Here is a 12,773-nt window from a genome sequence, read left to right on the forward strand (position 1 = left end):
CTGCGTGATCGCCCCGGAATCCTGCGTGAACGTCTCATGAACTGGGCCTGGGGGTGCGCCGGCAGAGTCATCATGCTGCCGTGCGCTCCTGGACGGACACTCTCCGCTTCGCCTTCCAGCCGGTGGTCAATCTGGCCACCGGAGGGGTTGCGGGGCTGGAGATACTTGCCCGCCCGGAGACCGGCGACATCCTGGCCGAGGCCCGCCGGGACCCCGAAATCGACGGTCGGCTGGCGGTGTTGGCGGTCCGCGCGGCGGCACGCAAGGAGACGCTGCTGCCGCTGCACGTCAACGTGTTCGCGGGCACCCTCGCCGACCTCGGCGGCCTCACCCCGCTGCACGCCGCCGTGCGCGAGGCGGGACGGCTGCCGTGGGAGGTGACCGTCGACATCGGCCCGCCGTACACACACGTGCCGCAGCAGGCGCTGCTGGAGGCGGTGGGCGCGCTGCGGGGCCAAGGCTTCCGGATCAGTGCGGACGGCATCGGGGACGGGGACGTACCCTTGCGGCTGCTCACCGACATGGCACCCGACCTGGTGAAACTGGACGCATCGCTGCTGGCGCGGCCGGCCGCGGTGAGGGCGATGCGGACGCTGTGCGAGCAGTTGGGAGCGCTCCTGTCCGTCGAGGGTGTGGAGACGGAACTGCAGTGCGCGGCCGCGGTTTCGGCCGGGGCGCAGCTGGCCCAGGGCGCGCTGTTCGCGCCGCCGGCCCGGCTGCCCGCAGCGGACGTATACGTTCCGCCCCGCTCCCCCGGTGTCGTGCCGGTTCCGCGGTCCGGACCGTCGGTGCGGGAGTTCGTGCGGCCGGCCGCGCTGTTGCCCGCCACCGCTTCCGCCGGTCAGGTTCGGGCGCTGCTCACCGGGTCGCCGGAGGTCTCCGGAGTGCTGCTCGTGGACGTGCACGGGACCCCGGTCCGGTCGGTGCACCGCTCGCGCTTCCTGCTGTCGATGTCGGGGCGCTACGGACATGCGCTGTACGCCGACCGACCGGCCGCCAAGCTCGGGGATCCACCGCGGACGGTGGGCGTCGATGCCACGGCCTGGGAGGTTCTGGACGTGGTGGCCGTCGGCGGCCGGGACCGCACGTCGGACGATGTGGCGGTGGTCGACCGGCAGGGGCGGTGTGTGGGCGTCGTACGGCTCGCGGATCTCGTGCGGGCGCTGGCCGAGAGCCGGGTCGAGGAGGCGGCCGGGCTCAATCCGCTGACGCGGCTGCCCGGTTCGGACGCGATCACCGGGGAAGTGGACCGGCGGATCGCGGACGGGCGGACGCTCGCGCTGAGCTGGCTGGATGTGGACCACTTCAAGCAGGTCAACGACGGGGCAGGGTTCGCCGCGGGCGACGAGCTGATCCGGTCCGTGGGGCGTGCGCTGCAGCATGCCGCCTCCGGCAGCACGCGCGTGGGGCACATCGGCGGGGACGACTTCCTGGTGCTCGCGGATCCGGAGGGGCTGGATCCGCTGGCCCGCTCGGTGCTGGACGCGCCCTGGTCAGCGGGCGGGCGTCCCGTCACGTTGTCCCTGGCCACGGTCCTGTGCCGGCCCGGCAGCGTGGCGGACCACCGGCAGGCCGCGGCCTGTCTGGCGCCGCTCAAGAAGGCCGCGAAGTCCCTGAACGGCGCAAGCTGGGTGCTGGGCCGCGCAGGGCTGCCCGGATACGAGATTCTGCGCGGCTCGGAGGCCACGCCCGCCCAGGCGGGGTGCGCGGTGGCGGAACCCGGGAGAGGATGAGTCTCGTACTGGTACCGGCCGTGGGTACTCCTCACGGGCTCCCGGGCGGCTGTCACCGTTGCCGTCAGCGACCTTGACGCTCTCTGGGTGCCGGTGAACACTTCCGGTGTCAGTCGGCATCGCCGTACATACACGGTGTAACCAGGCACGCACCGCGCGGGCCGCGCCTGCGGGACAGGCCCGCTCCCCCACGGGCGATTCGGCTGCGACGGCACGCTCGTCACGGATGCCGGGCGGGGCGCGGGACACTCCCTGCCTTCGGCTGAAGTCGCCATGGGAAACGCACCCTGCACACAGGACCGGGGTCGATCACCCCGGGCCAGGGGCCTAGGAGCCGCCATGAGCAACGGAGAGACAGGGATCCCACACTGCAATCGCGCGGGGATCCCGGTGGTCGGACCGCTGATCGGCGGGGTGCCTTCCGGGCTCATCCTCACAGCAGCCTTCTTCACAGCAGCTTTCTGATCCACAGCAGCTTTCTGAAGGAACGACGAAGGGGACGTCATGACGGACAAGTTCGTCGCCGCTATCGACCAGGGCACCACCTCCAGCCGTTGCATCGTCTTCAACCAGGACGGCGCGATCGTCGCCGTCGACCAGCGCGAACACCGCCAGATCTTCCCCAAGCCCGGCTGGGTGGAGCACGACGCCACGGAGATCTGGTCCAAGGTGCAGGCGGTGGTCGCCGGAGCGATCGCCAAGGCCGGACTGCGCGCCGACCAGCTCAGCGCGCTCGGCATCACCAACCAGCGCGAGACCACGGTCCTGTGGGACCGCGCGACAGGTAAGCCCGTACACAACGCCATCGTGTGGCAGGACACGCGCACCGCGGCGCTGTGCAACCAGCTCGGCGGCTCGGACGGGCAGGACCGCTTCCGCGAGCAGACCGGACTGCCGCTGGCCACGTACTTCTCCGGTCCGAAGGCCGCCTGGCTGCTCGACAATGTGCCCGGGCTGCGCGACCGCGCCGAACGGGGCGAGATCGCCTTCGGCACGATCGACTCCTGGCTCATCTGGAACCTGACGGGCGGCACCGACGGCGGGCAGCACGTCACCGACGTGACCAACGCCGGCCGCACCATGCTGATGAACCTGGAAACCCTCCAGTGGGACTCCTCGATCCTCTCCGCCATGAACATCCCCGAGGCCGTCCTCCCCGAGATCAGGTCCTCCGCCGAGACGTACGGCACCGCGGTCGGCCAGCTGGCCGGCGTACCGGTCGCCTCGGCCCTCGGCGACCAGCAGGCGGCGGTGTTCGGGCAGGCCTGCTACGACGTGGGCACAGCGAAGAACACGTACGGCACGGGCAGCTTCCTGCTGCTCAACACGGGCAACCGGCCGGTGGCGTCCAAGAGCGGGCTGCTGACGACGATGGGCTACAAGATCGGCAGTGAGGCGCCGGTCTACTGCCTGGAGGGGTCGATAGCCATCACGGGCGCCCTCGTGCAATGGTTCCGCGACCAGCTGGGCATCATCCGTACCGCCGACGAGATCGAACCCCTGGCGGCGAGCGTCGACGACAACGGCGGCGCCTACATCGTGCCCGCCTTCTCCGGCCTGTTCGCGCCCTACTGGCGCTCCGACGCGCGCGGAGTCATCACGGGCCTGACGCGCTACGTCACCAAGGCGCACCTCGCCCGGGCCGTGCTCGAAGCGACGAGCTGGCAGACGCGTGAGGTCGTGGACGCCATGTACCAGGACTCCGGGGTGCACATCACCACCCTGAAGGTGGACGGCGGCATGACCAAGAACAACCTGCTCATGCAGCACCAGGCGGATGTGCTCGACGTTCCGGTGGTCCGCCCGAAGGTCTCCGAGACCACGTGTCTGGGCGCCGCGTACGCGGCCGGGCTCGCCACCGGTGTGTGGAACGACCTCGACGAGCTGAAGTCCCACTGGCGGAAGGACGTCGAATGGACACCGTCCATGGAGGCGTCCGTACGTGACCGCCAGTACCACAACTGGCGCAAGGCCGTGGAGAAGAGCTTCGGCTGGGAGGAAGACGGCGAAAACTAGGCACGCGCGCGTGCCCGAGGCTGCGGCCCGTACCCCGGTCGGCGGGGGTACGGGCCGCGCACCTGCCTCAGGTGGCGACGCTCTGGCGGCGGTCCGCCGCGTACGCCATCGCGTGCTGGACCACGCCGATGAGGACTTGCTTGACGGACTCCCGGTCGCGGGCGTCGCACAGCACGAGCGGAACGTCGTCGTCGAGGTCGAGGGCCCGACGGACGTCGTCCACCGGATAACGGGCCGATCCCTCGAAGCAGTTGACGCCGACGAGGAAGGGTATGGAGCGCCGCTCGAAGTAGTCGACGGCAGCGAAGCAGTCCTCCAGGCGGCGGGTGTCGGCAAGGACGACGGCGCCGAGCGCGCCCTCGGAGAGCTCGTCCCACATGAACCAGAACCGCTCCTGCCCGGGCGTGCCGAACAGGTACAGCACGAGGTCCTCGCGGAGCGTGATCCGGCCGAAGTCCATGGCGACGGTGGTGGTGTGCTTGCCCTCCACACCGCTCGTGTCGTCGATCGGCCGACCGGCCTCGGTGAGCAGTTCCTCGGTGCGCAGGGGCCTGATCTCGCTGACCGCGCCGACGAGGGTGGTCTTACCCACGCCGAAACCGCCGGCCACCAGGATCTTGAGCGTGACGGGCTCGACCGGAGGCTTCCCGCGCTCAGAACGCCCGAAGATCATCGTTCTCTTCTCCTGCTTGGTCGGGGTGGTGGGGCGGCCGGCCGTAGCCTCCGCCGCCTGGGGTTTCGATGACGAGTACGTCGCCGGGAAGAACGTCCGCCGCGTCGCTTCCGCCGAGGGCGGTGACCGTGCCGTCCGCGCGCTCCACGCGGTTGGCGCCCAGCGCGCCGGGCTCGCCGCCCGCCATGCCGTACGGCGGGACCCTGCGGTGCTGGGAGAGCGTGGAGACCGTCATGGGCTCGTGGAAGCGGATGCGTCGTACCGCGCCGTCCCCGCCGCGCCAGCGCCCGGCGCCACCGCTGTCGTGACGTACCGCGAACTCGTCGAGCTGTACGGGCAGTCGCCACTCGAGGACTTCGGGGTCGGTGAGCCGCGAGTTGGTCATGTGGGTCTGCACGACGGGCGCACCGGGGAAGCCGTCACCCGCGCCGGACCCGGAGGCGACGGTCTCGTAGTACTGGTGGCGCTCGTTGCCGAAGGTGACGTTGTTCATGGTCCCGGAGCCCTCGGCCTGGACGCCGAGCGCCGCGTACAGGGCGCCGGTGATGGCCTGGGAGGTCTCGACGTTGCCAGCGACGACGGCGGCCGGCGGCTCGGGAGCGAGCATGGAACCGGGCGGCACAACGATGTCGAGGGGGCGCAGACAGCCGTCGTTGAGCGGGATGTCGTCGGCGACGAGGGTGCGGAAGACGTACAGGACGGCCGCGTTGACGACCGCGAAGGGGGCGTTGAAGTTGCTGGCCAGCTCGGGGGATGTACCGGTGAAGTCGACGGTTGCGGTGCGGTTTTCGCGATCCACCCGCACGCGTACGCGGATGACGGCGCCCGAGTCGGTCTCGTAGGCGTACTCGCCGTCGTCGAGGGCGTCGATGACCCGGCGTACCGCTTCCTCGGCGTTGTCCTGGACGTGCTTCATGTACGCCTGGACGACGTCGAGGCCGAAGTTCTCGATCATGCGGGCGACTTCGTCGACGCCCTTGCGGTTGGCGGCGATCTGGGCGCGCAGGTCGGCGAGGTTGGTCTTCGGGTTGCGGGAGGGGTAGGGCGCCTCCGTGAGCAGGCGGAGGGTCTCCTCCTCGCGGAAGCGGCCGTCCTCGGCAAGCAGCCAGTTGTCGAAGAGGATGCCCTCCTCCTCGATGGTGCGGCTGTTCGCGGGCATGGAGCCCGGCGCGATCCCGCCGATCTCGGCGTGGTGGCCGCGGGAGGCGACGTAGAAGAGGATCCGGTCACCCTGCGTGTCGAAGACGGGGGTGATGACGGTGACGTCGGGCAGGTGGGTTCCGCCGTGGTACGGGTCGTTGACGGCGTAGGTGTCGCCGGGCCGCATCGAAGAGCCGCGGCGCCTGATGACCTCCTTGACGCTCGTGCCCATCGAGCCCAAGTGGACAGGAATATGGGGGGCGTTGGCCACCAGGCTTCCGTCCGGGTCGAAGAGCGCGCAGGAGAAGTCCAGGCGCTCCTTGATGTTGACCGACTGGGCCGTGGACTCCAGCCGGGCGCCCATCTGTTCGGCGATCGACATGAAGAGGTTGTTGAAGACCTCGAGGAGAACCGGATCGGTTTTTGTATCGAGATCGGAACTCTGTGTAATCGCCGCGCGTTCCATGACCAGATGCCCGTCGTCTCGTGCCACGGCCCGCCAGCCGTCGTCGACGACGGTTGTCGCACTGGCCTCGGTGATGATCGCTGGGCCGGTGACGGTTTCGCCGGGAGGGAGGTCCTCGCGGCGGTGGAGGGGTACGTCACGCCAGGCGCCGCCGGTGTGCAGGCGCACGGTGTCCGGGGTGGCGGTGCGGCCTTCGTACGGGGCGAGGGCGGAGAGATCGGGGGGTTCGGTGATGCCGGTGGCTTCCACGGAGAGGGCTTCGACGACGATCGGGCGGTCGAGCGTGAAGGAGTACGTGGCGCGATGACGTTCTTCGAAGGCGTGGCGCATCGTGCCGGGCTCGGTCAGTTCGACGGTGAGGGTGGTGTCGGTGCCGTCGTAGCGCAGCTGGGCGCGGCGGGTGACCTGGATGCGGTCCTCGGGGACGTCCTCGGCGAGGAGTTCGGCGCGGGCCGCTCCTTCGAGGTCGTCGGCCGTCTTGAGGACGCCGGGCATGGATGCGGGCTCCAGGGGCGCTTCGGCGGACTGTTCGCGCATGGCAGTGGTGTCGGCGAGACCGATACCGAGCGCGGACAGCACGCCGGCCATGGGCGGCACGAGGACGGTACGGATCCCGAGCGAGTCGGCGACCATGCACGCGTGCTGACCGCCCGCCCCGCCGAAGGTGGTGAGGGCGTACCGGGTGACGTCGTGGCCCTTCTGGACGGAGATCCGCTTGACGGCGTTGGCGATGTTGGAGACGGCGATCTGGAGGTAGCCCTCGGCGACCTGCTCGGGCGTGCGCTCGTCGCCGGTCCGCTCGCGGATGTCGCGCGCGAGGGCGGCGAAGCGGTCGCGGACGAGGTCCGCGTCGAGAGGCTGGTCGCCGTCGGGGCCGAACACCTTGGGGAAGTGGGTGGGTTGGATGCGGCCGAGCACGACGTTGGCGTCGGTGACGGCGAGCGGGCCGCCGCCGCGGTAGCAGGCCGGCCCGGGGTCCGCGCCCGCCGAGTCCGGCCCTACGCGGTAGCGGGAGCCGTCGAAGTGGAGGACCGAGCCGCCGCCGGCCGCCACGGTGTGGATGTCCAGCATGGGGGCACGCAGCCGGACGCCCGCGATCTGTGTGGTGAAGACACGCTCGTACTCACCGGCGAAGTGCGAGACGTCGGTGGAGGTGCCGCCCATGTCGAAGCCGATGACGCGGTCGAAGCCGGCGAGCTGCGACATGCGGGCCATGCCGACGATGCCGCCCGCCGGCCCGGAGAGGATGGCGTCCTTGCCGCGGAACTGCCCGGCCTCGGCAAGACCGCCGTTGGACTGCATGAACATCAGCCGTACACCCTGGAGTTCGTCGGCGACATGCTGGACGTAGCGGCGCAGCACGGGCGACAGGTAGGCGTCCACGACGGCGGTGTCCCCGCGCGGGACGAGCTTCATCAGGGGGCTGACCTCGCTGGACAGCGAGATCTGCGGGAAGCCGATGCGAGCGGCCAGCTTCCCCACGGCCTGTTCGTGGGCCGGGTGGAGGTGGCTGTGCATGCAGACGACGGCGACGGCGCGGATCCCGTCGTCGTACGCCTCCTGCAGCGGGCCGACGAGAGCGTCCAGGTCGGGGGCGCGCAGGACGGTGCCGTCGGCGGCGATGCGCTCGTCGACCTCCACGACCCGCTCGTGGAGCAGTTCGGGGAGTTCGATGCGCCGGGCGAAGATGTGCGGGCGGTTCTGGTAGGCGATGCGCAGGGCGTCGCGGAAACCGCGGGTGACGACCAGCAGGGTGCGTTCGCCCTTGCGCTCGAGGAGGGCGTTGGTGGCGACCGTCGTGCCCATACGGACGGCCTCGATGGGTTCCTCGCGGCCGTCCAGCAGTTCGCGGACGCCCGCGACGGCCGCGTCGGAGTAACGCGCCGGATTCTCCGACAGCAGCTTGTGCGTGAGCAGGCGGCCGTCCGGGCGTCGCGCGACGATGTCGGTGAACGTGCCGCCTCGGTCGACCCAGAACTGCCAGCCTGTCACGTCAGTACCCCGCTTTCGCGCCGCTCACAGCGCCCGGAGGCCGTTGATCACGTCGCGCAGAATACTCTCGTCCGGCAGTTCGGCAGGGGGTACCGGCCGGGTCACATGGACGAATTCCCCGTCCACCAGGTCGCCGATCAGGACCCGGACCACTCCGATGGGCAGATCGAGCTCGGCGGCGAGTTCCGCGATCGACTGGGGGGCGTCACGGCACAGATCGACGATGTCCACGTGCTCCGGGGACAGCGTCGAGTCGGCGTCCGGATCGTCCGCCTGGGGTTCCGTGACGACCACGGCGATCAGGTCGAGACGGTGCTGGCCCGGACTGGTGGTGCGGCCACGCGTCATCGCGTACGGACGGACGACCGGTCCGGCCTCGTCGTCGAACCAGTGGCTTCTTCCCTGACCGTCAGCGCTCATGACATCCCACTACCCGCCCGCGGGCAGATCGGTGCGCGGAGCGGCGCCCAGATGTACACCGACCCGCTTGACGAGAAGCGTCATCTCGTAGGCGACCAGGCCGACGTCCGAGTCGGCGTCCGCGAGGACGGCCAGGCAGCTGCCGTCGCCGGCGGCCGTCACGAACAGGAAGGCGTCGTCGAGCTCGACGACCGTCTGCCGGACATTGCCCGCCTCGAAATGGCGGCCCACGCCCTTGGCCAGGCTGTGGAATCCGGAGGCGACGGCGGCGAGGTGCTCGCTGTCCTCCCGGGTGAGGTCCTTGGACACACCGGTCGGCAGGCCGTCCCCGGAGAGCACGATGGCTTTGCGGATGCTCGCGACGCGGTCCACCAGGTCGTCCAGGAGCCAGTTCAGGCCCCCGGACTCGTTGGTCGCGGTGTGGCCGGTCGCCTTCGGTGCGGTCATCGACCGTCCCCCTTTGTCGTTCCCTGTGGTGCTGTGCCGCTGTGGGCGTCATCGCCCGCGGCGTTCTCCTCGCGGCCGCGCTGCCAGCCGCGCTGGAGCGAGGCCATACGGCTGCGTACTTCGTCGGCGTCCCGCTCCTCGAGGTCCTTGCGCTCCTCCGTGTGCCGCTGGGCGCTCTGCTTCAGCTGCGGAGCCAGGTTGGCCTGCCGTACGCGCCGGGGCAGCGGGCCCGTGCCGGAGCCTGGCTCCTGCGGTGCGGTGCCGGGGCGCCGGTCGTCGGAGGCGGCGTCGCCCGGGGCGATCGCGGCTCGGTTGCGCATGGGGAGGGCCGGGGCCTCGCCGGAGCGTCCCTCGGGCGCCGGGGAGGTCGCGTGCTCACCGGGACCGTCGGCCCCGCCGTTGCCCGGGCGCAGCGGCGAGGCGCCACGGCGGCGGGTCGGCAGCGGGGGCACGGCTGCCTGGTCGGGCCCGCCCCGGCTCGCCAGGGACTCCTCGCCCCGGCGGCGGGACGGCAACGGTGCCGCGGCCTCCGGTTCGGGTCGACCCGGACCTGTGGCGGGACCGTCGACCGCGTCCTCGCGGCGCGACCGCTGCTCGGTGACCGGGCGCCCGTGCGAGCTGACCAGCTTGGGCGTGCGGCGGCGGGGCAGCGCGACCGGGGCGCTCGCAACGGCGCCGTCGTGATCGGGCTCGTCGGGGTCGGGCGCGTGATGAAGATCGCCGTGGCGGCCGGTCGTCTCGTCCTCGGCGAGGACGATGGAGCGGCGTGGGCGGAAGAGTCCGCCGCGTTCGCTGTCCTCGTCGTCGAGCGCACCCGGGAATTCCTCGATGGCGTCGAGGTCGACGGGCGCCTCCAGTTCGATCGGACCGTCCAGGAGGGAGGCCGGCAGACCCGGCAGCTCCACGGGCATCTGGGAGAGCGCGGTCCGGCGGCTCTCCTCCAGCTCGGCCTCCTTCGAGGGACGGGGCCGGTCGAGGCGGAAGCCGATGCCGTTGGTGTCCGGGACGTCGTCCGTCAGCAGTGCATCGGGGATGAAGACGACCGCGGTGGTGCCGCCGTAGGGAGACGGCTGCAGCGAGACCCGGACGTTCTGCCGCTGAGCGAGCCGGCTGACCACGAACAGGCCGAGCCGGTCGGTGTCCGAGAGCTCGAACTCCGGTGTCTCGGCGAGCCGGAGGTTGGCGTCCAGCAGGGCGTCGGCCGCCATGCCGAGGCCGCGGTCGTGGATCTCCAGGGTGAAGCCGTTGGCGACCCGCTCGCCCAGGACCTGGACGGCCGTGTGCGGCGGGGAGAACACCGTGGCGTTCTCCAGGAGTTCGGCCACGAGATGGGTGAGGTCGGCGACGGCCGGACCGGTGACCGCGACCCGCGGCAGCCGGCGGACCTCGATGCGCTCGTAGTCCTCGACCTCGGCGACGGCGGCGCGCACCACGTCCATGAGCTGGACTGGCCTGCGCCACTGCCGGGAGGGAGCGGCGCCGGAGAGGATCACAAGGCCCTCGGCGTGCCGGCGCATGCGGGTGGTGAGGTGGTCGAGGCGGAACAGGTCGGCGAGTTCGTCGGTGTCCTCGGTCCGGCGTTCCATGGTGTCGAGCAGGGTGAGCTGCTTGTGCAGGAGGACCTGGCTGCGCCGGGCGAGGTTGACGAACACCTCGGACACCCCGGCGCGCAACTCGGCCTGCTTCACGGCGGCTTCGACGGCGGCGCGCTGCAGGGTGTTGAGGGCCTGGCCGACCTCGCCGATCTCGTTCTTGTCGAACTCCAGGCGCGGGACCTCGGTCTCCACGTCGACCTGTTCGCCCGCGGACAGCCGGCGCATGACGCTCGGCAGCCGTACGCCGGACGCCTCGTGGGCCTCCAGGCGCAGTTGCCGCAGGTCGCGGATGAGGGTGCGGCCGACACGGACGGACAGGAAGAGCGAGGCGAGCAGGGCGAGCAGACCCAGGACGCCGGCGATGGCGGCCTTGGCGATGACGCCCATGGCGACCGGGCGGACGCGGTCCTGGTAGCGGTCGCCCGCCTGGTCGTTGAGGTTGCCGAGCTCGTCGAGCACGTTTCCGGCGGCGGTGTCCCAGCTCTGTGCGCTGACCTCGGGGGACGTGCCGGACCCGGAGGAGATCGCGGACTCCTCGGCCACCCGCAGCGGGGCGGTGGCGGCGTTCTTCCAGAACCGGTCGTAGCGGTCGCGTTCCGAGGAGGGCAGCAGTGGCAGATTGACGTCGTACATCAGGGTGCGCTGGGCGACCAGGTCGGAGACGTCGCGGCTCTCGCTGCGCGAGAGCTTGCCGACGATCAGGGAGGAGCCGAGGAGGGCGTCCTCACGGGAGAGCAGTTCGCGGGCGCGGGCGAGGTTGACGAGTGCGCGGTACTGCTTGTCCATCTCGACGTTGTCGACGACGTGGAGGTTGGTCAGCAGGGTGTAGCACGGGTCGACCAGGCGGTTGTACAGGTCGAGGGCCCGTGCGCGGTCGACGGTGCCGTCCGCGACGCCGCGGCGCAGGGCGTCGATGCCGTCGAAGGCGTCCAGCACGGCGGTCAGACGCTCGTCCGTGCCCTCGCCCACCGCGTCGCGCACATCGGGGTCCTTGGCGTTCTTCCGGATCTCGGCGACGGCCTTGTCCGTGGCGGCCCGGCTCTGCCGAAGGTCCGTGAGCCCGTCGGAGGCCCGGGGATCGGCCAGGTAGACGAGGGTCTGGCGGCGTTCCTGCTGCAGGACGCGGACGGTGTCCTCGATCGGGTACGCGATCTTCTCGACCACGTCCGACACGTTGAACAGCTGTTCTGCCTCGCGACCCGTGAGTACCGTGGCGAAGCCCCAGATCGCAGTCAGGGACACCAGCGGCACGAGAAGCAGCGCCACGATCTTCCGGCGGATCGACTTCCCGCGAAAGCGCATGGCCTCCCCCAGCTCGCCCCCCACCGACCGGGGGTACACATGTACGTCAACAAACGGCGCGAGCCTACTACCGACGCACACGTAACTCGAAGAGCCGTCCGGAAGCTGAACTTCCGCGCGGGCGGCGAGACATGGGGAGTTGTCCGGTCATTGGGGGAGATTGCCTCCCCGATTCCTGTGGTGACCGCCGATGTCCATCCGACCGGCCCGTCCGGCCAGTTGGCTGGAAATTTACGCTCCTTGGGAATCTTCAGGACGTCTTGTTCGTCCTTGTCCATGGGAAATGGGGGCGGAATCGGCCACAGGAGCCGCATCCCGCACCCCGGCGGCGTAAAACAGCGCAAGCCGGGCAGCCACAGGGGAGCCGTGTGATCGGACACGGAGCGAGCGGTCTGCCGGCGGTGGGGAGTGACACGTTGATGGGCACGGCGGAGCGGTGCGAGGCGCCCGGAGACGGCGTGGAGGCGCACCTGACGGTGCAGCAGAACGCCGAGGCACGGGATCGCGACATTCCGGCAACCGGTCGCGAGGCGAGGGACAGACGCGGCGCTGCGACGGGGACCAAGGACAACAACATGGACCAAGTGCAGCCTCCCTACCAGCCATTGTGGGTCGAGGAGTCGGCGCGGCGGCGCCGGATGCCCGATCCGGTGCGCACGGCGGCGGTGCGGGCGGTGCTCATCATCGCCGTGACGCTGATCCAGGCGATGGTGGCCTTCCTGTGCACCATGGCCGGTTCCTGGCTGGCCTTCCCGATGGTCATCAGCAGCGTCGTCAGTACGGTGGTGGCCACCTGGGGCGCCCTGGACGTCTGGGTGACCCGCCAGGTCTGGAACCAGCGCAACGGCGTGGTGTCGGCGCCGAGCAGCACCGCCCGGGCCCTGCGCCGCGAGCGGCGCCGGGCCCGACGTCAGGCGAGGGCCACCGAGCGGGCACAGGAGCGGATACGCCGGCAGGGCGGAACCGGCCGGTTGTCGCACTCCTGAGGG

At 70.8% G+C, this 12,773-nt stretch carries 8 protein-coding genes; 3 read left to right on the forward strand and 5 right to left on the reverse strand.

From position 1 onward, the window contains the following. Positions 1-80: 80 nt before the first annotated feature. Positions 81-1,733 (forward strand): EAL domain-containing protein, encoded by a 1,653-nt coding sequence (locus tag ACFY1L_RS16995; protein ID WP_388824061.1) that lies wholly within the window; start codon positions 81-83, stop codon positions 1,731-1,733. 504 nt (positions 1,734-2,237) lie between these two features. Beyond that, positions 2,238-3,749 (forward strand): glycerol kinase GlpK, encoded by a 1,512-nt coding sequence (gene glpK / locus ACFY1L_RS17000; RefSeq protein WP_388824063.1) that lies wholly within the window; start codon positions 2,238-2,240, stop codon positions 3,747-3,749. A gap of 67 nt (positions 3,750-3,816) precedes the next feature. On the opposite strand, the gene ACFY1L_RS17005 is transcribed toward glpK, so the two are convergent. Genes ACFY1L_RS17005 through ACFY1L_RS17025 form a run of 5 tightly spaced genes read right to left on the reverse strand, consistent with a single transcriptional unit; the run spans position 3,817 to position 11,784 of the window. Further along, complete coding sequence (locus ACFY1L_RS17005; protein WP_388824065.1) at positions 3,817-4,422, reverse strand: ATP/GTP-binding protein; 606 nt, start codon at positions 4,420-4,422, stop codon at positions 3,817-3,819. Continuing rightward, on the reverse strand, positions 4,403-8,020 hold the full coding sequence (locus ACFY1L_RS17010) for a hydantoinase B/oxoprolinase family protein (RefSeq protein WP_388824067.1): 3,618 nt from the start codon (positions 8,018-8,020) through the stop codon (positions 4,403-4,405). The genes ACFY1L_RS17005 and ACFY1L_RS17010 overlap by 20 nt, the downstream gene beginning before the upstream one ends. Positions 8,021-8,044: 24 nt before the next feature. Further along, positions 8,045-8,440, reverse strand: coding sequence for a DUF742 domain-containing protein (locus ACFY1L_RS17015; protein ID WP_388824069.1), 396 nt, complete (start codon positions 8,438-8,440; stop codon positions 8,045-8,047). 9 nt (positions 8,441-8,449) lie between these two features. Next, positions 8,450-8,887, reverse strand: coding sequence for a roadblock/LC7 domain-containing protein (locus ACFY1L_RS17020; RefSeq protein WP_388824071.1), 438 nt, complete (start codon positions 8,885-8,887; stop codon positions 8,450-8,452). Beyond that, positions 8,884-11,784, reverse strand: coding sequence for a nitrate- and nitrite sensing domain-containing protein (locus tag ACFY1L_RS17025; RefSeq protein WP_388824073.1), 2,901 nt, complete (start codon positions 11,782-11,784; stop codon positions 8,884-8,886). The genes ACFY1L_RS17020 and ACFY1L_RS17025 overlap by 4 nt, the downstream gene beginning before the upstream one ends. 419 nt (positions 11,785-12,203) lie before the next feature. Here ACFY1L_RS17025 and ACFY1L_RS17030 point away from each other — a divergent pair, with 419 nt between their 5' ends. After that, positions 12,204-12,770, forward strand: coding sequence for a hypothetical protein (locus ACFY1L_RS17030; RefSeq protein ID WP_388825368.1), 567 nt, complete (start codon positions 12,204-12,206; stop codon positions 12,768-12,770). Positions 12,771-12,773 lie beyond the last annotated feature (3 nt).

The organism is Streptomyces sp. NPDC001663 (genome assembly GCF_042893105.1).
GTDB lineage: Bacteria > Actinomycetota > Actinomycetes > Streptomycetales > Streptomycetaceae > Streptomyces.

What these genes read in the sequence shown, in the direction of transcription:
- glpK (WP_388824063.1), top strand. Translation starts at nt 2,238, where the DNA reads ATGACGGACAAGTTCGTCGCCGCTATCGACCAGGGCACCACCTCCAGC.
- ACFY1L_RS17005 (WP_388824065.1), bottom strand. Translation starts at nt 4,422, where the DNA reads ATGATCTTCGGGCGTTCTGAGCGCGGGAAGCCTCCGGTCGAGCCCGTC.
- ACFY1L_RS17015 (WP_388824069.1), bottom strand. Translation starts at nt 8,440, where the DNA reads ATGAGCGCTGACGGTCAGGGAAGAAGCCACTGGTTCGACGACGAGGCC.
- ACFY1L_RS17020 (WP_388824071.1), bottom strand. Translation starts at nt 8,887, where the DNA reads ATGACCGCACCGAAGGCGACCGGCCACACCGCGACCAACGAGTCCGGG.
- ACFY1L_RS17025 (WP_388824073.1), bottom strand. Translation starts at nt 11,784, where the DNA reads ATGCGCTTTCGCGGGAAGTCGATCCGCCGGAAGATCGTGGCGCTGCTT.
- ACFY1L_RS17030 (WP_388825368.1), top strand. Translation starts at nt 12,204, where the DNA reads ATGGGCACGGCGGAGCGGTGCGAGGCGCCCGGAGACGGCGTGGAGGCG.